Consider the following 23,900-nt stretch of genomic DNA (forward strand, 5'->3'; position numbering starts at 1 on the left):
TGAACATCTGGTTTAATAACATTGTTCACAAAAAACTTACAAATAGACAGGTGCTCATGGAACAGTCATACAATTATAGATATATCTGGATGATTAGTTTAGTTGCAGCCATGGGCGGATTACTTTTTGGTTATGATTGGGTCGTTATTGGCGGAGCGAAACCATTTTACGAAGCATATTTCTCAATTGGCGGTGACGAACACGCATGGGAATCAGGCTGGGCTATGAGCTCGGCTTTGGTTGGATGTTTACTAGGATCACTACTGTCAGGAGCGCTGACCGACAGAATAGGCCGTAAGAAAGCGCTCATTTTCGCCGCATTACTCTTTACAATTTCTGCTATAGGCACCGCATTAGCAAACAATTTTGACCTGTTCATTTTCGCTAGAATATTGGGCGGCATTGGTATTGGTTTAGCTTCTAACGTATCTCCTATATATATTTCAGAGATGTCGCCAGCCCACATGCGGGGGCGCTTTGTGTCTATCAACCAATTGACCATAGTGATTGGCGTGCTTGCTGCGCAAGTTATCAATTTATTTATCTACAACACTCATCCCATTGCACCAGAAGCCACACAAGCCCTAATTAGAAATTCATGGAATGGCCAATTAGGATGGCGCTGGATGTTTGCAATAGAAACCATTCCAGCCCTGCTCTTTTTAGGGTTAGCCTTTATTATTCCTGAATCTCCACGATGGCTAGTCAAAAATTATAGCGCTGACTCAGCCAGAAAGACTAAAGCTCGACAAATATTGTCTAAGATTGGCGGTAACGACTATGCGGAAAAACAACTATTAAGTATTCAAAAAAATTTAGCTACACACGCTCAAACTTTTACCTACCATCAATTACTCAAACCTAGAGTTTTGAAAATATTGGGCCTAGGAATAGGACTAGCCGTCTTTCAACAGTGGTGTGGCATCAACGTTATTTTTAACTATGCCCAAGAGATATTTTATGCTGCAGGCTATGACGTTAGCGGTACTATGTTCAATATTGTAATTACTGGAATGGTGAATTTACTCTTTACCTTAATAGCAATAAAAACTGTCGATCGCTGGGGAAGACGACCTTTAATGCTTTTCGGCTCAGCTGGTTTAATGGTGACTTACACCATTTTAGGTAGTTGTTACTATTTGGGTATAACCGGCAGCGCAGTACTGATAGTGCTTCTTGCTGCGATAGCTTTTTACGCCATGACCCTAGCCCCTATTACTTGGGTATTACTATCTGAAATTTTCCCGAACCATATTCGCGGCTTTGCCATGGGCATATGTGTGTCTGCGCTCTGGATCGCCAGTCTATTGCTCACACTAACCTTCAAGCCAATCAACACCGCACTTGGTGCAGCTGGGAGTTTTTGGCTTTACGGAGCAATATGCCTAATTGGATTTATATTTATCAAAAAGCACGTCCCTGAAACGAAAGACAAATCACTTGAAGAAATTGAGCAATCATTGGGGAGTAACTCATGAGCACTATCACAATCAATAGACACACTTTATCAATTCCAACTTATGGGCTTGGTGAACCTGAAAAAAATCCAATGTTCTTTGAAAAACGTGTATATCAAGGCTCAAGTGGTAAAGTTTACCCCTTACCTTTTATCGATAAAGTACTCGATGAAAAGAAAGAAAAAGAGTACGACGCCGTTCAAATAGAAAATGATTTTATCCGTTTGGTTATGTTACCAGAAATAGGAGGGCGAATATTTTCGGGACAAGATAAGCGTAACAATGACTTTAACTTTTTTACCAGCAAGAAGAAATTAAGCCAGCCTTAGTTGGCCTTGCGGGGCCATGGATTTCTGGTGGCGTTGAATTTAACTGGCCACAACATCACCGCCCCAGTACTTTTATGCCAACAGATGTACAGATTAAACAGACTAACGAACAAACCACAGTCTACTTCTCTGAACATGATCCTTTTCAACGTATGAAAGGCATGCACGCCATATCAATCACCCCAAATAGCGCGTTAATAAAACTAGAAGCCAGCTTGTATAACCGTACTTCGCTCACTCAAACATTCTTGTGGTGGGCGAATATTGCTTTTGAAGCGCACGATAATATGCAGAGTTTTTTCCCCCAGATGTGCACTACGTGGCAGATCATGCGGTTAGAGCCCAAAGCTCTTTTCCAACTGCCAGTAACGAATACTATGGTGTTGACTACACTGCTCGCCCTCAACAAAATGACTTGCGGCATTATAGTCACATACCTGTACCTACCAGCTACATGGTTTGCAACACTGATTTTGATTTTTTTGGGGCTTATGACTTTGATGCAGAAGGCGGGTTTATTCATGTGGCTAACAAACACATTGCACCAGGTAAAAAACAATGGACATGGGGCAATGAAAAATTTGGCTGGGCCTGGGATCGTGAATTAACAGATAGGGTAAGCGCAACTCATAGGTCCGCTCCCTATATTGAATTAATGGCAGGTGCATACACCGACAACCAGCCTGATTTTAGTTACTTGACGCCTTTTGAGACCAAAACATTCTGCCAGTATTGGTGGCCATATAAAAAAATAGGGCCTGTACAAAATGCCAACAAAGATGCCGCCATTCGATTAGTAAAAAACAAGGATGGTACCATAGCGCTAGGCGCAGCCAGCTCTAGCTTGTTCGAAAATGTACATATTACCTTATGCAATAAGGAACAAGTATTACTGGATACACATGTTGATCTATCCCCAGATACACCATGGCATGTTCCAAAGTTTCACTGTCAATTTGACGAGTTTCACCACCTAACCCTACATATTGGTCAACTGATTTCTTATCAACCAGTGCCTGAAGATAAGCAACAACAAACAAGAGATGTGGCAACCGAACCTTCCATGCCAGAAGATATTGAGTCAATTGAAGAACTTAACCTCGTAGCGGAGCATCTAGAGCTATATCGCCACCCTACTCGCTACCCTGAAATATACTGGGATGAAGTGCTTAACAGAGATGAAAATGATTTTCGAACCAATATAGCATATGGCAAACGTAAGCTATCGACGGGCCAATTCAGTGCCGCGATAAAACACTTATCCGTTGCAGTCAAAAGAATAACAGGCCTACATCCAAATCCTTCCACAGGCGAAGCTCACTATTTTCTAGGGCTAGCATATCGCTTCCAACACCAGTTTGATTTAGCCTATAACGCATTCTACAAAGCCACATGGAATAGCGCTTGGCGCAGCGCTGCTTTTTACGAATTAGCCTGCATTGACAGTCGAAATAAAAACTTTGCTGAAGCTCTTAACCATTGTGAGCAATCACTCACAACCAATACACGAAATAACAAAGCCGTCGTTCTTAAGGCTATTATGCTAGAAAAACTAGGACGCAATACGCTAGCAAGCGAACAGTTAACTGCTTTATTAGAAATTGATCCTCTAGATCATTGGGCACGCTTTGTATTAGGCGATACCAAGGGCTTTTTAGCGCATTGCAGAAATGATGCACAGACTATTATAGACCTAGCGTACGATTGCACCGATGCGGGATTAACTGATTTAGCTGTATCATTAATTTCACTTCATCATTCGCAAAATGTGCCTAAAAGCGCCGTTCCCAACCCCTTATCTCAATCCTCTCAAACACGATATATTCTGGCATGGCTGACACAAGATATTAACGCACTAAATATTGCTAGGAGCAGTACTAGCGATTACTTTTTCCCATCGCGGCTGCATGACCAAATTGTACTCAAATGGGCATGTGAACAGCCCGGTGAAAACAGCCATGAAGCCTTCGCACTAGGCAACTACTATTTCAATCACAAGCGTCATCAAGATGCAATTTATGCATGGCAGCAAGTCGCAGAAAATACCCAGCCATACGCTACAACCTGCCGTAATTTAGGTATAGCCTATTGGAATATCAAAAAAGACAGCAAGAGTGCGCGCGCTTACTACCTAAAATCTCTAACCGCAAATCCTAACGACGCTCGTATATTTTCCGAATATGACCAGCTCTGTGAGAAACTTGGGGATAGCAATGATGTACGTTTACAGCAGTTACAAAACAACATTGAGCTCGTCATGATGCGAGACGATTGTACAGTAAGCTATATCACATTATTAAACAGTACGGGCAATCACTTTAAAGCACTCGAGATATTGCAAACCCATCGATTTCACCCTTGGGAAGGTGGAGAAGGCAAAGTGTTAGCTCAATATACAAAGGCTATGTTACTAACCGGACAAGATGCATTAAAACGCGGCACTCCTGAACTAGCATTAGCTTATTTTACTGATGCCATGACGCCACCAACTAATCTGGGTGAGGCTTATCATTTATTACAAGCAACAACAGAAATCAGTTACTGGCAAGGTAAAGCCCTGCATGAATTAAACCGTCATAATGAAGCCCTAGAAAAGTTTACCACCTGTGTAAATGATACAGCGGACTTTAAAGATATGGCAGTGACTGAATATTCAGAGTCAACATATTTTAGAGGCCTAGCACTCATCGAGCTGAATAGAAAAAAAGAAGCAACGGCACTATTTGATGCAATAAAAAAGCATCAGGAATTTGAATTGAATGCAGCTAAATCTATTGATTACTTTGCAACATCGTTACCCATGATGTTGGTTTTTGAATCTCACGATACTGAATTACTTTTGAAGTAAGGAACCATAAATGAAAGCGCCGTCCACTTATATTCTAAAACATACCTTGCGCAGCATACTAATTATGTTTTTGCTAAGCAGTTCGCAAGCTACCAGCATCGAATCTCTAGATTTGAGGCAACAAAAAAGAACGATCTCACTCGCAGGCGAGTGGCGATTCAAATTGGATCCTACAAATGTAGGGAAGGCAAACAGCTGGTACACCCAATCTTTGCCAGAGAGAATTTCACTCATAAGGCACTACCGACGAGGGCGGATTTGGCATACCTGAGGTTTCCAACGTCAGATTTAATGCTTTAACTCGACCACACTTTTATGTAGGAAAAGCATGGTATCAACGTGATATTTATATCCCCCAAGAATGGACCAATAAACGTATACATTTATTCCTAGAACGCGCGCATTGGATAACTGAGGTATGGATTAACCAGCATAAAATTGGCAGTCAAGACAGTTTATCGACCCCTCACGAATATGACTTAAGTCAATTTTTGACACCAGAGTACTCATCGTTTAACTATATCTGTCAATAATGAATACCCTTTTAGCTTAGGTCAGTTTGCCTCATCGGTGTCTGAACATACGCAATCAAACTGGAATGGATTAATAGGTAAAATCGAACTTAGGGCAAGAGACAAAGTATGGATCGACGACATGCGAATTTACCCTAATGTAGATAAAAAACAAGCAGTTGTACGCTTAAAACTACAGAATCATACTGCTCAACAAGTAGTCGGAAAAGTGACGTTTACTGTACAACTTGAGAGCAATAGCGCAGAATTTACATCTAAGAAACAAGTTATCCCATTTGAATTTTCTAGTGAACAAACCACAGTAGAAACGACCATTTCTATGGGGGACAACGTTTTACTATGGAATGAATTTTCTCCTAATCTTTATGTTATACATGCTGATTTACATGCAACAACTAGCTCAAAACCTAATCGCTCCAACGGCAAGCCTCCTACATACACTGATAATTTAGAAGAACTATTTGGCATGCGCGAAGTGGGCATTGAAGGCCAACAGTTTACTATAAATGGTCAGAAAGTATACTTACGAGGTAACTTGGAAAGCTGCATATTCCCATTGACCGGTTATCCGACAATGGAAGAAAGTGGTTGGATAAAAATAATGCAAACGATGAAAGATTATGGTTTGAATCATGTCCGCTTTCATTCTTGGACACCACCTGAAGCCGCATTTACTGCCGCAAGTCGAGTAGGCATGTATTTACAACCAGAGGGACCACGCGCCAATATTGATAACTCAGTTCCTGCACGGGACGTATTCATTCAAAACGAATTACTAAGTATTAATAAACATTATGGAAACCACCCTTCGTTCGTGCTGATGACCTCTGGTAACGAACTGACATCTCCAGAAAAAATGAACGCTGACATGATTGCACGGGCTAAACAGGATGACGATCGCCATTTATATTCCACGACATCCGGTGGCCACGGTATGGAACATACACAAAGTACGGCCTTTATTGATCAATATAAAGTCGGAAGCGTAAGAGGATTTTCAGCGCCTTCGACACTGATGGATCACTCTACCCAAATGGAGAAAACCACTTTTCCATTCATTTCCCACGAAGTAGGTCAATGGGCTACTTACCCTAATATTGATGATATTCCCAAATACACAGGCGTACTAAAGCCTCAAAATTTAATTGAAGTTCGCGAAGATATCCAAGGCGCTAGGACTAATCGAACAAGCTACTGATTTTTTTCGTGTCACCGCAAAACACGCAGCGTTGTTGTACAAAGAAGAGGTTGAAATCCTCTTAAGAACGAATAACCACGCGGGGTTTCAATTGTTATCTTTACATGATTATGTAGGGCAAGGAACTGCTCATGTCGGCTTGCTTAACGCATTTTGGGAGACCAAAGGGGGGATATCAGCAGAAGAATTCAAAAGGTTTAGTGGTCCAACAGTCCCCTTACTACGCATGGAAAAGCGCACTTACCTAAACTCAGAAAAATTTATTGGTGACGTTGAATTACATCACTATGGGCAATATGACCTTGATGCTAGCCAACCATTCTGGTCGATAACGAATAGCAGCGGTAACGTTATAGCCAAAGGATACTTTCCAAATAAACGCTTTTTGCGTGGTACCCTTTCAAAAGTAGGACAAATTAGTGCTAGCCTATCTACAGTTAGCGATCCAGAAAAGCTCACAGTCACTATCGCTCTTGAAGGACATGATATCAGCAACGAATGGGATATTTGGGTGTATCCAGATAAAACGCTTCCAGTTCCCAAGCATATTAAAATAGCCACTCAATATAACAAAGACGTAGCAACCACCTTAACCGCTGGCGGCACAGTTCTTATGTTGGCAAACAAAGATAGCCTATCAAATAGCATCGCTGGGCAGTTCAAAACGGTGTTTTGGAGCCCCAGTTGGTGGTGGACTCAAACTCGAGGTGGTAATGTAAACATGAGTATTCTAACGCAGCCTCAGCACCCAATATTTAGTGAATTTCCAACCGAAGAGTATAGCAATTGGCAATGGTGGGACCTGCTAGAAAACTCTCATGGGATTGTCCTTGATGAACTCCCTGTAGATGTAAAACCGATAGTTCAGTTAGTTGATAATTTCTATCGCAACCATAAATTAGCAAATATTGTTGAACTGAAAGTGGGCAAAGGTAAGTTACTCATTACAAGCCTTGATTTAACTACAAACTTAGACAAACGTCATGCAGCCAAACAAATGCTAAGAAGTTTGTTCGCGTATATGTCAAGCGATACATTTGCGCCCAAAGTTGAGTTAACTCATAGCCAGTTAGGCTTAATTCTAAGAAACTACAACGAATAGACATGACGTTGTAAGCGAGAGCTGGACTACTAACCTGTGACATTTTTGGCTCGCTTGTCATTTAGCAAATCTATACAGGCATATATCGTAGTCTAAGGCGCACAACTTATAGATTGCACAACCCAAGATTTTACTTTTTGCGCAAAGATGGAAGCTTTGAACTCGTGCGAAAATTTGACTACGAAGACTTTAAGAATAAACTGTCTTAATTAATCTGAACTTAAAACTAGTCATGTTTTACTATAGATATAAATACAGATAGACTACTATTTTGACCCCGTTATAAAATTTAAAGAAGTACTTCCATGGATTTGCCGTACAATAATCAGGTATAGGGATACGTAGTAAATGAATAGTTTTCGCCTGTTTATGTGGCTTTTAATTGGCTTGGTCAGTTTAAGTCTGAGCGTTTCTCCTGTTTCGGCAGCAGATTGCCCACCGAATGAGCCTGCTCGAGGTGTGATAGATCCGAATTGTCAGAAAACTAGCTTACGAGGTTTGTGGTGGGCTGTACCGGGCAAATTAATTCCTCCCAATCAAATTAGTCAATACAAAGCCGACGCTGTTACTGTCTCTATTCCCAGCTATTGGCCAGAATCGATCGTTAATGTGAATTCAGACTATCCAAGGGGGTTAATCACGTTATGGACCGAAATCAAACTAACCGATGAATTAGCCGATGGCGAAAACCTAGCACTGTGGCCTGGGCGCCAAAGTGCCGCAATACGTATTTATGTTACCGATGGGCGCGGCAAATGGGTGAAAGCCTACGACAACTTATCTGTCTTTATTGACGAGTCTGCTCAACCCATCCATACACTCCCGGCTGAAGATGCATCTGGATTAATCTATGCGGGAGCTTCTTATCAGCTACCAAAACTTTATTCTGGAAGTCAGGTGATTCTGCAGTTGTACGTTGATGACTACCGTACCGGCGGCATTGCTCAACCACCCCAGATTGGCTTGAAAGACGAATTACATCAAAATTTAATGCGCCGCAGCGCATGGCATATATTATTTCTGGGGGCCAGTTTACTGGTTACTTTTTTCGCGGCGTCACAAACTTTATTTGCATCAACGTCTAGCAACCGCACGCTATATTTACTGTTGATGGTGATGTCATTAGGTACTAGTTTACGGTTATTAGTCACTGGAAACCTTTTAGCCTATATCATTCCAAGCCTGTCTACCACCCATCACTTTTATCTGGCTTGGATGAGTTTCTTGGTTATGTTGGGAATTTTTGTGGGCGCGCAAGTATATGTATTTCCTAGTTTTTTCAAATCACGTTACAAGTTAAAGAAATTACTACAATTTCTCAGTGTGTTACCTATTTCATTATTGTGCTTAATTCCGTTTCTCGACTTTCATGAATTTGTCTTAATCGGCCATGCATTTCGCACTTTCTACATTTTAGTAGCTTTTACCTATGCACTGTTCCTACTATGGCAAGTTTACTTGCACCCCAAAGGTCACTGGGTACAACTTTCAGGAATCATGGCCGTTTTAGTGAGCGGCTCTTTCGATGCTTATTTATATGCCCAAAACGTTGACCCCTATATAGAATTATTTTCGGTGGCAATCTTTGCATTTACCGCATCACAAGCTATTTATTTCGGCTGGGAACATGTTCGGTTGCTTGGAAGGGAACGAGGTTTAACGCTAAATCTTAAAGAACTAAATGAGTCACTAGAAAAACAAGTCCTGAAGCGCACACAGGAGCTTGAGACGGCGAATGTACGTTTGTCTCATGCTGCAACAACAGACGCTTTAACTAAACTGCCTAACCGACGAGCCTTTGACGCAGAAATAGAAAGTGAAGTTCAAATAGCTAAAAATAAGAAACAGAACCTATGTTTAGCCATTGCTGATCTCGATTGGTTCAAATCGGTCAATGATCAATATGGCCACGATTTTGGTGACAAAGCACTACAGGTGCTCGCTGCTTATCTGAATAAACAATTACGAACAACCGATTTTGTGGCGCGGATTGGCGGGGAAGAGTTTGCAATTATTTTGCCGGCAGCAGACATCGAGTCTACCAACATTTTGCTGAACCAGCTTTGTACTAACGTTAGTAAGTTGCGGATCAACGAACAGCACAATTACCATTTAAGCATCAGTATAGGATGCGCTCAGTGGACGCCAGGGCTATCTATAGATCAGCTTTACCGCCTCGCAGATCAAGCCTTGTATCAAGCGAAAAACAACGGCAGAGGCCGAGTTGAAGTCGCATCGACTGAACAAAAGAGTTGATCACACCAACTCTTCCAGGAGTATGGGCTCAGCCAGAGCTGAATGGAATTAATAAACGTTACTCCTTGAGCAATTTTGCCAGATCCTCACCTAGTGATTGAGTTGGAGACTCAATCACTCTGCCAAGCTCAATATCCCCATCTAGCAAAATAAATGTGGGGGTATATTTCAAATCAAACTTACTATGTGTTCCAGCTGGATCTTGTTTACTGCGATCCACCGCAACCAAAGATAAAGACGCTAAATTAACGGCTGCAACTTCTAACAACTTAAGTAACCTCGGCACCTCTCGTTCACTGTCGTGGCACCAAGTACCAAATAACACCACCAGCGATTTTCCCTGAATAGATTTAACCGCGTTTTTTTCTACCGTACTAGGTTGGTAGGCATGATAATTCTGCTTAAACTCTGGATATTGATTCAACAACTGCTTCGCAGATATATCGCCAACATAAGGCCCGTTGTCTGCAGGACTAACGTTGCCCAACGCCTGACTCATCGAGATTAAAAGCACAAAGCTAACGACATATTTATACATACTCACCTCTATTTAGATAAAAAACAATTACTTACAATGCTCCACTTTAGTTAGATACAAATATAGTATGTAAGTACTAACCAACATTAGTAACCAAAATAAACTATAATATCCCATTAGAAAAACTTAGGGTTGAATTCAAGCTGCGCGATACTCCCTTATTCAACGCTCTATTCATCATACTCCGTGACTTGTTGAAGCTGTTCCATGCACAACCGCAAATCTCGTAAATACTTCTCTACTTCGAGGTAATTTTCTAACTCTATATGCTCTTCAACCAATTTGGCCAAGTCACTGAGCACTTGAAACCCATAGCTTCCTGCAGAACCTTTTAAATTATGCATTAAGGCTTTAATTTCAGGCCAGTTTTCGTTCTTCAAAGCAACGTCAATAATGGCTAATTTGTTGGCAAAACTAGCCCGATAGTTTTCAATTAATTGTTCAAATTCTGAGCTAACAGGTTCGGTGCCTAATATGTCGTTCTCACTCAGACTTGACGTCTCTCCTAAATACTTGTCTAACATCTGATAAAAGCTTTCAGTGTGAATTGGTTTAGAGAAATGTTCCTTTGCCCCAGCTTGCATAATTTGCTTTTTGCTTGTTGAATCTACATTAGCCGTAAGCATTATTATTGGACCATTGAAGCCATTTTTTACGATAGCTTCAGTGGCATGAATACCATCCATTTCAGGCATTTGCATATCCATTAAAATTAAGTCGAAGTGCGTAACCTGGGTTGCCGTCACCGCCTCAACCCCATCATTGACTAGGGTTAACTTGGCCCCAGTTTTATGAATCAAATAAGCTACTAGTTGTCGATTATCGTCATTGTCATCGGCGCACAGAATATGAGCCCTTAACTGCGGCACATTTAGTTCCGATTGAGACTTCTGTTGAATGTGCTTCTGCTTGATATATTGTTGAGTTTCTTGCTTGCTCGTAAGCATCTTTTTGTTACTCGCTTCTACCCACGGCATATAAACGGCAAACTGACTGCCCTCGCCCTCTTGGCTAGTGACTTTTATGTGGCCGCCTAACATTTCAGTCAGTTGTTTGCTGATATAAAGCCCTAAACCGGTGCCGCCATATTTACGGCTGCTCGATTGATTGCCCTGGGTAAAAGCAGTAAACAGGCGTAGTTGCTGTTCGTCACTCATACCTGATCCGGTATCCGAAATCACAAAAATGAACCGCCTTCTCAGCGTGTCTAAATGCACATGTAAATCTACCGACCCCTGCTCAGTAAACTTTATGCCGTTATTGCATAAATTGAGCAGTATTTGCTTCAAACGAGTGGCGTCGGTATTAAATTCATAAGGCAATGGGTAATGTAATGTTAAATTAAACTTTAGATGCTTCTCCAAAGCAAAACCTTGCATGTAAGCACTTACTTCATGCAATAAGTCTAATAAACCTATATCTATTTTGGTTAGTTGAATTTTACCCGCTTCAATTTTGGCTAAATCAAGTACGTCATTCACTATGTTGAGCAAGTATTGTCCACCATTATTTATGGCAGATGTGGCTTTAAGTTTGTCCTCTTGACTAACCGTAGCATCACTGAGTATTTCGGAATAACCGATAATTGAATTCAAGGGGGTACGAATTTCGTGGCTAACGTTGGCTAAAAAACGACTCTTGGCTTCGGTAGCGCTGGCAGCTAGTTGCTGCTCTTTTTGGGCCAGTTCTACTTGATATTTGATTTTATTGGTTTGCCTGATCTCTTCTGCTTGATCCTTAATTTTCTGCTCTCGCTCCATTACCGCTGTTTGCATATTGGTAAACTCTCGGGCCAACTCCCCTAGTTCACTTTTTTCAGATACCTTAATATGTTCGGCATAACTACCACTGGCCACTAATTTAGCCGCCTTTAACAAACGTCCAACCGGGCGGGTAATGCTTCTAGCAATAAAAAACGACCCAAGCAGAGCTAACAAAATCCCCACGATAAAAAAGGGTAAGAGCTCAAGCATAAATAAGTTTCGCGTTTGTAACCAAGCACTGATTGAGTCTTGCAGCACTACCACAAATTGCAGATGGTTTTGGGTGATCAGCTCAAAAGGCATAACCACTAAGTCATCGGTTTGGGTAATATGCATGTTTGCTAAACGAGGTTCTAGCAAAAAAGTCGACGCAATGTTCTGCAATTCCAAATCAACGACAGGGTTATTGTCAAATGTCGATAACACCCTTTTTGTGGCGCCCGAACCACTCACCAACAGATTGATGTCCAGTGAAATCAACCGCTTAATTCGCGCAAAAATGCTAGGTTTATCTTTTTACCCATCAATAGCCAACCGATGGTAGCCGGCGCTTTTATTGGCTCAGCAGAAACAATATATGCTTCATTGTCAACCACTGCTATCCATGCCATTTCTTGTTGCTTAGCATCCAAACTTGGCTCTAAAAACTGTGCGATGGCAGCATCAGTGCTGCCATACTGAACCATTAATTTAAACTCTTTATTTAACACTATGGCAATATCTGCATTGATTCGTTTGCCATGATTGAATAATACACTCTTAATCGACTCTGCATCTTGTCCTTGGCCAATTGCACTACGCAGAGCCCAATCTTTGGCTATGGTTTCTACACTAGAATCAAGGTGTTGCTTAGCAATGAGTACTTCGTTCATAAAGACGTTCTTGCCCACATTTAAACGGGCGACAAACTCGCGCTCAGCCTGATTATAAGCGGCTTGGTATATACTCAGTAACGTTAACAAGAACACCAAACTAAATAGGCTTACAACCAAGAGAAAGATTTTCTTGAACAAAGGTGTCCAGATAACTGATGGATTATTTTGCATGACTAATTCTTAAGTTTTCGCTTAACAAAGTAGGTTGAGCCCTGCTACAAAGCCTAACACGTATAGAGTTCTTAAAGAAACTAAGCGAGTACTAACAATTTTGTCATTTTTTTGACACGAGGCAATTGCGCCGCCCTTCACAATCGACTAATCTTTACTCACATAGGATAAAACACAATCAATTATAAGGTTGGCATGCTTATCAAGGAACTAGACACTTACTCTTCAAAAGCAACAAGCATAGTTGCACGCATTAGCTCCGGCGACAAACATGCAGAGCAAGAATTGGTAGAAACCTACTATCGCGGTTTGTTTTTTATCTTAAACAAGCAAACCCAAAACTCCGCATTATCAGAAGATTTGGCCCAAGACACATTCATAATAGTGATTCAAAAAGCCCGCGAAAATGGCATACACAACCCAGCAGCACTATCTGCATTTATTAGACAAACAGGCATCAATTTATTAATTGGTCATAAACGTAAAGAAAGCAGACGGGATACTCAATCTACCGACAACATTGAGTTCCACGCCCCAAGCCAAGACATAGAAATTTGCAAAGCCCTGCACTCAAAAAAACTTTTGCAACTCACCCAACAGTTACTTAACGAATTAAATGTAGACAGAGACAAGCAATTACTGCGGAGTTATTTCATCTACGATAAAAACAAACAACAAATTTGCCAAGATCTAGAGCTAAGTCCAGAGTATTTTGACAAAGTTTTATTCAGAGCGAGGCAACGAATCAAGCAACTTATTCAGCATAAAATAGGGGCGAACGCAGAAGCCAGCACCATACTAAGTACTAGCCTGCTGTTCTGCTTAGTAGTTCAACAAACAACAATTCCCCCAGATAAGAATTTATTTATCCATTTAGTGAGAGAAACTGCAAACCACCAGCACTTACCTTTTGAAACGCCACTAATCAATAGCCGATATATACCCGTTTTGAGCAAAACGAGTATGCCGTTAACGTCTAAAAAGAGCAGCGTATGACCGAATCAAACAAACTAGTAATGGATGATAAATACATTACCGAAAACGATATCGTAAAACGATATCTACACAACAAACTCACTCCAGAAGAAACCGTGGAGTTTGAAGAATACATAATGGATAAACCAGAATTATTGGAGCAACTAGAATTGGACAGCGTGTTTGTACAAACATTGCCAGAGGCATTTGAAAATGAACAAACAGCTAATCAAATACAAGCCGAAAGCAGTAAATATGTGAAACCATCATTTTGGCAAATACTGTGGGGAACGCCTATGAGGGCAAGTTTAGTGACTTTGGGGATAAGCGCTGGCGTTTTTTTGGGTATGTTCGAATACAAATTGCTCAACAGTAACCCTTCTCAAATTTACTCTGAAAGCTATGAAATTGCCTACCTTTCTAATTTACGTAGTAGTCAAACAAACCAAAGCCAAGATATATATGCACCTAGTGGTAAAAGTACCGTGATTCTCGTATTGCAAACTCAACTTGTTGCATATGAAGAGGTTGATGTTTTAGTGAAAAATAAAGTGAATCAATTAGTGATTGCTAGTATACCAAAAACAGCTAATTCTGAAGGAGATGTTTTACTACCAGTAGCAATAAATGACCACAATCCATATATGCTCGAAATAACACTCACACCTAAGAAAAACCCAAATTTATTTTCAATTTATAATGTGACTATACGGAACTAGCATGGGGACTCTACATTCTACTCAGTTAATCGATGCTCTCACAGGAAGTTCGTCAGCATCAAATATTCCAGCCGGATTGACATATTTAGGTCAACTCATTGCACACGATATCGTTAGACCAACTAACCCATCAATTCTAGACAGTGAATTACAAAGTAAATTTCCAACTACACCATTTTTAAATCTAGACAGTCTTTATGGTAACTTAAATAAATCTAAACCTTATTTTAATTTAACAGAAATCAAATTTACGAATAACGACGAATATAAGAATGGAATTATTGGCTATGATTTTCATCGCAAGCTAGTAACAAGTGGCAACAATAACCTCCATAGAGCAATGATCCCAGATCGCCGTAACGATGATAATAGCCTAGTGGCTCAATTAGCTGGGCTTTGGCAAAAATTTCACAATAGCATTTTAGAAAATGGTTTTGCAGCAAATTTTGAGGAAGCCAAGAGTATTACTGTGTGCACTTTTCAATTGATTGTCATGGAAGAGTTTCTACGAAATATAATTGAACCCAAGGTATATATAGCTTATACAAAAAAAAATGTACGTTTTTACCCTTCGCAAGCGTTAGACACTATACCAACCTACTTTAGTCACGCTGTGTTTCGTTTCGGACATAGTATGGTTAGAAAAAGATATTCTATCAGAAACGATACAACTTCAGAGAACAAAAACATTTCAACCTTCTTTCGAGCAGATACAAAGCTGACTCCAGAATTTGTTATTGACTGGACAGTTTTATTTAACGTAAGCCCCAGCCAAGGCGTTAAAGCATCATCAATAGATACTCAAATTTTTAATGAAATGCGAAAAGTACAACGAATAAATACTAAAAAAGATATCGATGTAATCAAAAAAATTTGGAGGCTGCCAATACGGAAAATTTAGAAAGTGGTGTAGAAATGTGCAGAAAGATTATAAAGCTCAATAACACTTCACTATTTAACGCTTTAAATTTAAAAGAAATAGATGAAGACGATATTAAACCTAATAACCACCCAATCAAATCAGTATGTGGATTCGATATCAAAACATTACCTTTATGGCCATACATTTTGTTAGAGGCAGAATTACAAAACAATAATGCCACTCCACTAAGTTCACACAGAGGTCTAGGGAGTTTAGGTAGCATATTAGTTGCAGAAGTAATTGTGAACGCAATAAAACAATCAAAATATTCTGTCTTCAACGGTGACACTTATAGCTATGATGCAGCCCTTAATAAAATGGGGAAATTTGGTCAATTGCTAACATCTTTACCTAACCAGAGCTCCACAGAAAGTAAATTAACCATGCACAATTTACTTTCGCTGGAACTTTTTAAAGCAACAAACAAGAAATAAGAGGTTATTTACAATGCAAAATTTCACTGGCTTTTTTAATGATACTGGGGTGGCATCATCTAGAACAATAACAATTCCAATCGGACAACAAGGGATTGAAGATGTAATTGAATGGCTACCATCAAACAACCTAGCGACTGTTGAAGTATTAAAACACACTAAATCACCTCTAATTTTTACTCAAGTACCGAGTGAAAACAATTGGGATCCAACAATGCGCGAAGTAGTAATTAAAACTCGTTTTGCGCCAAACATTGACGGTTCCAACTCTTTAGTTAACGTTGCCGATATCAGTGACTTTACATTTGGACAAGGCAATGACTCATGGGCAATAACAGATTGGATTCTAAAAGTTGAAGACAATCTAGGTAATCCTAAAGAGTTTGTAACTGCCGACACAGACACTATTGTTGACATTATAACCTGGACTAATATAACGACTAACAAAATTGTCATTTCTAAAGGTAGATGGGGGTATATCCATAAACGATAATTCACCACAAATTATAATATATGTCTCAAGGTATATTTACCCTAATTTTCATTGTCTGCACACTGATCAGCAGCAGAATTTGTGCGCAGACAATGGAAAAAATCGTCCAATTAGAGAATGAAAAAAACTACGTATTGAAACTTAAAAATATATCTGAAGCTAATCTTTACTTAGGTCATTCAGAAACTGCAATAAAGACATTTGTTACAGACATTCCATTTCAAACTAGCTACATACTCATACCCAAATCAAGCTTATCTATAGACAAGGATATATACATAACTAGTACTGTAAGCAACGAAACTGGTAAAATTGAAAAAATAGAATTAACCAAAAACCAATACACTCAATTACACTTACTACTCAAAAATTTAAAACAGTTCAAACAACAAACGACTATTCAATCATTCACTGAATTACATTCAAATATTTATGAAAGTAGCCTAAGCCCAAATATAAAAACTCATTTATTACTAAATTTATATACGATAAATGTTACAAACGCATCCCCAACTGTCGAACATCCTAATATTTTTAATTCATTAGACAATCATATTGAAAAAATTATCACCGATTGTCACATTCTTAATTTATTGGCTGTTAGAGGGATAGACCTAACTGAAGAGAAATACCTAGTTCGTATTACTAAACTTGCTGCAGATATGTATGAGTACGCACGCAACACCAAGAATTTGTCAAGCGAAGACCAATTAAATTTTAACAATAAATGTGGAGTTTTAACGGCTCACACTAGTACACTCTTCCCTGCTGTAATCAATCAAAAATTGAATGTCGGAGGGCCTGTTTATACGCTTGCATCAAACCTGTTTATGTTTTCACATCACTTTTTTATCAATAATAGCCTGCATAATGTACAAATTTTGAGAAGTTTATGGCTGTACTTTAATCATAATGAATTACATATACATGCTGAGTTAGCTGCAGAAAAAGGGCTCGCACAAATGCAGCATTCAATAGAGATAATGGAGTCTATTTTTGATTTTACCAATTTGATATTTACTTCATTGATTCGGCAAGGAAAATACGCAAGAGCCCACCACTTTATGACTGCCGCACTACAGTATGAACAAGAGGCAACTAACGATCAAATCTTCCCTATATTATTGAATCTCGGGTTTCTTAATTATCTTGTAGGTGAACATGATATAGCCATTAGATATTTTGAAAGAGCGTTAAATAGAAGTGGTAACAATCTTAATACCTATATAAATGATGGTTTAAACTGCCAATATGAAGGAAATACACTGAGTTACTTTATTCGAACGATAGTATTTTTAGGGGCCGTTTATAGAAATAAGGAACGATACTCATCAGCCAGAAATTATTTAGAATGCGCAATCTCGTTAGTCCGAAATACTAACGACTATTACGAGCTCGTAGCTTATAACGAGCTCGCCAAATTAGAATTGAAACAAGGTAAATTTAGCAAAGCAAATGATTATTCTGAAAAAGTATTACAGGACTTCAGAACCTTACCTACCACCAAAGCTGACGCAATAATCATCAAGTTAACTTCTGCCTTAGAACTAAAAATTACTGAAGATACTGAGGGGGTTGATACGTGGAAAACTTCGATGGCAGAATTAAGCTCAATTTTAGGTTATGAAAACTTTTACTCAGATCGTATTTTTATTGAAGAAAACAATCAGTATCCTTTGAAAAAAATTGAAGTATTTAAGTTACTTATGCTACTCCACCAAAATGATGACCACGGCAGATGGTTTGAGCTTTTTTCACATAAAGCTATAAATTTAATTAATAAACATAGGTTTAATGTTATTAACCCTCAAGCTTGGAATCAAGCACGTTTTGATTTTACCAGTTCATACTTAGGCGCCTTAATAAATACTCAAAATTTAAACTCAAATGTTAATAAAATTCTAGATTTATTGGAGAACCATTACTCTTTAGAGCCTGATAAGGAGAAAAGTATATATAGAAGGCATACAGGAAAGTCCTCAATAACGAAGGAAGCTCAAAGCCTAGCCTTAAAAAGCTATTTAAAACAAGAACAGGATTTTTTATTTTCTACCGATAAAAATACCGAATACATATACTTGGATAAAACAAGAGAGGTATATAACGCTAGCTTATATGACCAAGGTAATAAAACACTCAAAATTGAACAGAAGCTAACAAGCAATATCGATTTTGACTCGAACGAAGTTTTCATTCGATACTTTATCGTAAATGAAAAAGTATATTCATTAGTGGTAACTTCTACATCAAAAGATATTAAGTTCATAATGACCTATGCGCAGTACAAAAAAATCGTAGGTGACTCGCCGACTAATACAATATCAATTCCACAATCATATTTAAAAGATAACTGGTTGGCGGAGCAATTATTACCTTTAGACCTTTTACGACATCGCACCTCCAATAAACTAGTAATTGTACCGGATGGCGAACTTTTTCGGTTTCCCTTTTCAATGCTCAATATTTCCAATATAGATGGCGTTTATCAGCCATTAATCGATATAACTCCCGTTGTTTTCACGACGGCAATTAACTCTTACATTCAAGATATACAATTAGTTAAAAATTTAACGCCTATATCAATATTTGCCGCACAGTTTGACTCCAGTAAAAATAACAGAACCGACTCTTCAACTCGTAGTAAAAAAAGTCTCTCTCGAATATGGGTTTCATACCTTGGTACTAGAATGGAAGTAATGTATATCCAACATGCTCTGCCCAATATTATTCCTAATATTGGAATGAAAGAAGAGGCAACAGCACAATTTTTAATGTCTTCAGAAACTAGAGCATCACAAGTATTACATATAGCGACTCATGGCTACTATGAACCAAATAGGCCTGAGTTAATTGGCTTAATGACATCATCAAAGCATAGTCAAAATGCAAATTTTCTGAGCTTAAATCAATTACTTATTGAACCTTTTAGAAATAGGCTAGTTGTCTTAAGTGGCTGCCAAACCATGCTTGGCAAATATTACAAAGGGTCGGGCATGCGAAGTATGGCTCGAGGCTTTCTAACCCAAGGTGCAGGCTCAGTGATTAGTACCTTATGGCCCGTTCAAGATCGTTCAACCGCGGAGTTTATGAAATATTTTTATCAAAATTTGGCAGTTTCGAAAAACTCATCCATTGCCTTACAACAAACCCAAAAAAATTCGCTTCTTCGGGCCGTTATCGCAATCCGAAACATTGGGCGGGTTTTGTCTTAACCGTCGCAAACAAACAATATGAAACCATAGACCTAAACTAATTTTATAATTTTTTGAGAGAATTACATTTCTCACATCACCTTCCTTTTGATCCACAACTAAGAGGAAACATTATGAAAACACTATTGAAAACTGCCATTATGGTGGTTGCGTTTATTAGTAGTAAAAATATCGCTGCGCAAGAAAAAAGCATTACATTTTCATGTGCTAGTGAAGCTAGCAAATCATGTTTAACCTCCAGTTTAAAAGCGGGTAATGTTAAGTGCGACGCGAAAAACAAAGGAACGATTGATTTTCTCAAACTAGCTAATAACTTTACCAACGAAACCAAGCCGGATTATACAAAAGAGGTGGCTATAGAGCAGGAGTGGATCAAGGCAAAACTGAGCAGTATTAAGTCATGCATCACTGAAAAATCGCTTAGCCAAAAACTATCCAACGATGATAATAATTTGATTTCCCAATTGGATACCATACAGCAATCTAGCTTTGTGGCGAGCTGTAATCCTCAAAATATAGCTCAAAATTTGAATGCAAATATACAAAGCAAAACAGATTTAAAAACTAGCATAAATAAAACATCCGAAATAGTAGCAGCATGTGCCAGCAAATTAACAACGGCTATAAATACCAACCAAAAAGCTGAAATTAGAGAAATAAAAGACTCTCTCACTTCCATTAAGACTTCTTTAGAAAATCAAACTAACGAAATAATTTGGTTGAGCAATCAGAAGATAGGCAAGCTCGACGTGTCTGAAGCACTTAAAGCAAATTCGACGTCTAAAGGGCTAATTCAGAAAATCAATACATTGCTGGGTACGTCTGGAGATGAATTTTTAATCCCTTCATGGCGAGATGTTTCGCTTTCTTATCAGTTTTATACGGGTATTGAGTACAATAACGTAAATTCACTATTTAGCGAGTCTACAGTGAGGTTGGGACTATTAACCTACCTTCGTTTAGGTAAAGAAGTAGAACGACTGCGTCAAAACAATCAAGGTGAATGTGACCTAGAATTTCGTTGTGGAAGTTTGTGGTATCACGTACCTCATGTATACGGGAACTTTGTTGTGACAGGTGCATCTGAAAGTGCTGCGGGGGTAACTGATAACAATAGTGACGACAGTAACAACGGTAATAATGAAACTTCGTCAAACTCTGACGATTTTGACGCAATTGAATATGAACTCGGTATTTTTTATCCAATCTATCTTGGTAGTCGAGGCAGTAAAAGTGCCAAGACTTACCAAGAACACGCTTTTGGTTTAATTGCTACTGCAGGTGGCCGCATCACAGATACTAATGACAATTTCCAAGATCGTTATTACGGCGGCTTTCGCTTTAGTAGCAACGAAGAGACTTATTTTGACTTTATGTATGGAAAATCAGAACCGCTAAAAGGCCGCAGAATAGAGCTACGTGGACAATTACCTGTATACAAAATGGGCACAGGTAGACTGTTTATAGGTGGCAGTGCAAACATCGAAGTGTCAAAAAAAGCGAAAAATGATGAGGGCCAATACATTAGCGAAGCTGACGCTTTTAAAGTTTACGTAACTTGGCAAACGACATTTGATGATATTTGGAAAGGAATTGGTGGCGATGAAAACTAGTGATATAAAGAAGTCATCATACTGTATAATTTTCCACCAACTCTGATAATCATTTAACTAATCAAATGCCTTCTAAAACATGTTTGTTATTCTCAAGCATGTTTTAGGTTTTGGGCATCATGTTCTTGCTCGCTATTTAACCAAGTCAATATTCAATCGACTAATTTCCAGTTTACCTGAGAGAGTTTCTCTACTCGCATCACTACCCGAATGACGCTCAATAAACTAATGGAGATAAATTTATGCGTTATTTACCTTTAATTACCATGGCCGGATTCACTTTTTTGACCGCTTGTGGCAGTAGTAGTGATGATCCAAAAACAATTGAGCCTGCTAATAAAGCACCAACGATTGTGCTTGAAAATAGTATTACAGCGGATGAGAAATCGGTTATCAGTATTTCAGCTTCCGCTAATGACCCTGATGGCACAATTGCCAGTTATGCATGGGCAATAAGTAGTGGCCAAAGTAACCTAATATTAGACGGTGTGACAACCGATACAGTAACGGTGACGCTACCGGAGGTGATGGAAGATACGCTGCACACATTAACATTAACCGTGGTCGACGATGACGGCGATGACAAGTCAGCGTCTATTGACCTTTCAATTAAACAGTTAACGATTCCTCTTACCCTTACCGGTACGATTACCGACTCCCCCATTGCCAATGCCAATATTCAAGTACAAATCAATGGCATGAATGAACCTATTACCGCCTCTGCTGACGCAAATGGCACCTACTCAATTGATTTAAATATTGATGACTCGCTAGCAGACGCTTTTGTGACAATTCAAGCAAATGGCACCGGAGAACAAAGTAACGCCGGCTTGGTATCTATGTTGGGCACCGTAAATAAGTTGTTAGATTTGACGGGGGACGACAGTGAATTGTCAGCACAAGAATACTTTGCTTTACAAGTGACCAATATCACGACTGCACAGTATGCTTTATTAACCCAAGGCAACAGTGAAAATATCACCACCGACCAACAACTAATAGCCGAGTTAGTAAAGCTAGATTACAATCAAGTCTTGAACCTAGCTGCCGCCATCAAAGTCGCTATCGACAAGTCAGCAAATGATACCAGTCTGGCATTACCAACAGGAGCGGCCAATACGTTTGATCTAGTCAAAGACAGTACTTTAACCAAAACGTATCTAGCACAAGTTGAAGACTCAGCCGCTTATACGCAAGCCAAACAAGACATATTCTCAGATCCATTATTAGCCGACGTAACAAGTACCTGGAATGTTCCCGAAGCTTATTATTATGTACCAGAAAATGGCTTAGCTAGAAACTCAGTGGTTTATTTCAACAGCGACCACACGGGTCAGTATGCAAATGCTGACTTTACATGGCAACAAACAGAGGGTGAGCTAGTGATAACTATGGATCCCAGTTCACTCACATCTAAATATGAAACCAGAACGGTTAATGGCCAAGAAGCTAGCGTAGAAAAACAATATGGCACCAAAAGCTACGTATTAAAACGCTTAAGCAGCTCTGCTAATTTGGACACTTTACTGGTGACTGAAACACAAGTCACCCTTTATCCACAAGGTGAATTTGCAGATGTTGAACAACACTATCAACATGTGCAACTGGCCTTTAAAGGCAGTCCATTTATAGACATAGAAATATCCACAGCTGTTATCGCTTTTATGGGCTTGGACTCTGCTGTCAATGACGACAACGGTTTGATTATTGCCGAACGCTATCAACTTAATACAGATGGTTCTGCGACAGGTTTATTAAACGACAACACCTTAAATTGGAAAGTAACCGACGGCGCATTGGAGCTCTCTAATTTTTCCAATGAAGCTTCGGATTTTAGTGTTCGCTACAGAAAACTGCCCCTATCTAGCACATATGATTTTTTCCTATTTGAAGAACTCAAAAGTGGTGTTGTACATAACGCAAGCATCAGTAAAGGAACGATCACCCAAGATAATACACAATGGCAAGCCGACTCTTTAGCGGGAATTTATTGGATGATTAATGGCACCTCAACTGAACCTGAATTCAAAATATGGGCCGAATTACACGCCGATGGCGGTGCTGAGTATTACACTCGAGACAACAAAAACGGCGGAGAATACTTCAATACCACTAACTATGGCATGTGGTCGGTTTTAGCCGACGGCTCATTGCAAATAATCACAGGAAAAGATGACGTAGCAGGTACTTCAACTATTGCTTGTCGCAACTATCAAAATACAGGTTGTAGTCGATATATCACCTACACGTTAATACCCGTCTATCAAACAGATAAAGGCATGGCTGCAATTTTACGACAAGATTTTGATTATGATTTTTTCTATACCGTATTCACAGTCATGACCTCAGCCGCCGAGTTATTAGAGCCAAAAACAGACCCAATAATAACGCCCCTAGTGTAATGTTCGACACCAGCGAATTACATAACCAATTGCTTAGTGTTTTTTCAGCAAATGAAAGTT

The 23,900-nt window shown here is 39.3% G+C and carries 18 protein-coding genes and 1 pseudogene; 16 read left to right on the forward strand and 3 right to left on the reverse strand.

Annotation, left to right across the window (positions count from 1 at the left end; genetic code table 11):
• Positions 1–20: 20 nt before the first annotated feature.
• The 8 genes and pseudogenes from RS130_RS01480 to RS130_RS01505 all read left to right on the forward strand — a co-directional run bounded on the left by RS130_RS01480 (position 21) and on the right by RS130_RS01505 (position 9,723).
• On the forward strand, positions 21–1,478 hold the full coding sequence (locus tag RS130_RS01480; RefSeq protein ID WP_316027948.1) for a sugar porter family MFS transporter: 1,458 nt from the start codon (positions 21–23) through the stop codon (positions 1,476–1,478).
• Positions 1,475–1,786, forward strand: a complete 312-nt coding sequence (locus RS130_RS01485) for a DUF5107 domain-containing protein (RefSeq protein WP_316024477.1) — start codon at positions 1,475–1,477, stop codon at positions 1,784–1,786. The genes RS130_RS01480 and RS130_RS01485 overlap by 4 nt, the downstream gene beginning before the upstream one ends.
• 20 nt (positions 1,787–1,806) lie before the next feature.
• Positions 1,807–2,043 (forward strand): annotated as a pseudogene (locus RS130_RS23650) (DUF5107 domain-containing protein); the annotation flags it as partial.
• Positions 2,044–2,105: 62 nt separating this feature from the next.
• Positions 2,106–4,634, forward strand: a complete 2,529-nt coding sequence (locus tag RS130_RS01490; RefSeq protein WP_316024478.1) for a DUF5107 domain-containing protein — start codon at positions 2,106–2,108, stop codon at positions 4,632–4,634.
• Between the two features lie 263 nt (positions 4,635–4,897).
• Complete coding sequence (locus tag RS130_RS23655) at positions 4,898–5,167, forward strand: sugar-binding domain-containing protein (RefSeq protein ID WP_428982842.1); 270 nt, start codon at positions 4,898–4,900, stop codon at positions 5,165–5,167.
• Positions 5,168–5,204: 37 nt separating this feature from the next.
• The gene (locus RS130_RS01495; RefSeq protein ID WP_316024479.1) at positions 5,205–6,365 is read left to right on the forward strand and encodes a glycoside hydrolase family 2 protein; all 1,161 of its coding nucleotides are present in this window, start codon (positions 5,205–5,207) and stop codon (positions 6,363–6,365) included.
• Positions 6,313–7,467 (forward strand): hypothetical protein, encoded by a 1,155-nt coding sequence (locus RS130_RS01500; protein WP_316024480.1) that lies wholly within the window; start codon positions 6,313–6,315, stop codon positions 7,465–7,467. Before RS130_RS01495 ends, RS130_RS01500 begins: the two co-directional genes overlap by 53 nt.
• Positions 7,468–7,815: 348 nt before the next feature.
• Positions 7,816–9,723 (forward strand): GGDEF domain-containing protein, encoded by a 1,908-nt coding sequence (locus RS130_RS01505; protein WP_316024481.1) that lies wholly within the window; start codon positions 7,816–7,818, stop codon positions 9,721–9,723.
• Positions 9,724–9,781: 58 nt separating this feature from the next.
• Here the strand turns inward: RS130_RS01505 and RS130_RS01510 are convergent, their stop codons facing one another.
• The 3 genes from RS130_RS01510 to RS130_RS01520 all read right to left on the reverse strand — a co-directional run bounded on the left by RS130_RS01510 (position 9,782) and on the right by RS130_RS01520 (position 13,070).
• Positions 9,782–10,261 carry a TlpA family protein disulfide reductase gene (locus tag RS130_RS01510; RefSeq protein WP_316024482.1) on the reverse strand — a complete coding sequence of 160 codons (480 nt, stop codon included), beginning with the start codon at positions 10,259–10,261 and terminating at the stop codon, positions 9,782–9,784.
• Between the two features lie 170 nt (positions 10,262–10,431).
• Positions 10,432–12,450 carry an ATP-binding protein gene (locus RS130_RS01515; RefSeq protein WP_316024483.1) on the reverse strand — a complete coding sequence of 673 codons (2,019 nt, stop codon included), beginning with the start codon at positions 12,448–12,450 and terminating at the stop codon, positions 10,432–10,434.
• Between the two features lie 50 nt (positions 12,451–12,500).
• On the reverse strand, positions 12,501–13,070 hold the full coding sequence (locus RS130_RS01520) for a cache domain-containing protein (protein WP_316024484.1): 570 nt from the start codon (positions 13,068–13,070) through the stop codon (positions 12,501–12,503).
• Between the two features lie 195 nt (positions 13,071–13,265).
• On the opposite strand from RS130_RS01520, the gene RS130_RS01525 reads away from it, so the two are divergent.
• From RS130_RS01525 to RS130_RS01560, 8 genes are all read left to right on the forward strand, one after another.
• Positions 13,266–14,066: an RNA polymerase sigma factor gene (locus tag RS130_RS01525; protein ID WP_316024485.1), complete on the forward strand. Its 801-nt coding sequence runs from the start codon at positions 13,266–13,268 to the stop codon at positions 14,064–14,066.
• On the forward strand, positions 14,063–14,764 hold the full coding sequence (locus RS130_RS01530; RefSeq protein ID WP_316024486.1) for a hypothetical protein: 702 nt from the start codon (positions 14,063–14,065) through the stop codon (positions 14,762–14,764). The genes RS130_RS01525 and RS130_RS01530 overlap by 4 nt, the downstream gene beginning before the upstream one ends.
• 1 nt (position 14,765) lies before the next feature.
• Positions 14,766–15,665, forward strand: coding sequence for a peroxidase family protein (locus tag RS130_RS01535; protein ID WP_316024487.1), 900 nt, complete (start codon positions 14,766–14,768; stop codon positions 15,663–15,665).
• 14 nt (positions 15,666–15,679) lie between these two features.
• The gene (locus tag RS130_RS01540; protein ID WP_316024488.1) at positions 15,680–16,120 is read left to right on the forward strand and encodes a hypothetical protein; all 441 of its coding nucleotides are present in this window, start codon (positions 15,680–15,682) and stop codon (positions 16,118–16,120) included.
• 13 nt (positions 16,121–16,133) lie between these two features.
• Positions 16,134–16,613 carry a hypothetical protein gene (locus RS130_RS01545; RefSeq protein WP_316024489.1) on the forward strand — a complete coding sequence of 160 codons (480 nt, stop codon included), beginning with the start codon at positions 16,134–16,136 and terminating at the stop codon, positions 16,611–16,613.
• 92 nt (positions 16,614–16,705) lie between these two features.
• Positions 16,706–19,825, forward strand: a complete 3,120-nt coding sequence (locus tag RS130_RS01550) for a CHAT domain-containing protein (protein WP_316024490.1) — start codon at positions 16,706–16,708, stop codon at positions 19,823–19,825.
• 113 nt (positions 19,826–19,938) lie between these two features.
• Positions 19,939–21,438, forward strand: coding sequence for a hypothetical protein (locus RS130_RS01555; protein WP_316024491.1), 1,500 nt, complete (start codon positions 19,939–19,941; stop codon positions 21,436–21,438).
• A gap of 242 nt (positions 21,439–21,680) precedes the next feature.
• Positions 21,681–23,840, forward strand: a complete 2,160-nt coding sequence (locus RS130_RS01560) for a carboxypeptidase-like regulatory domain-containing protein (RefSeq protein WP_316024492.1) — start codon at positions 21,681–21,683, stop codon at positions 23,838–23,840.
• The last annotated feature ends 60 nt before the right edge of the window (positions 23,841–23,900 follow it).

It is taken from the genome of Paraglaciecola aquimarina, from assembly GCF_032464635.1.
In the GTDB taxonomy this organism is placed as follows: Bacteria; Pseudomonadota; Gammaproteobacteria; order Enterobacterales; family Alteromonadaceae; genus Paraglaciecola; species Paraglaciecola aquimarina.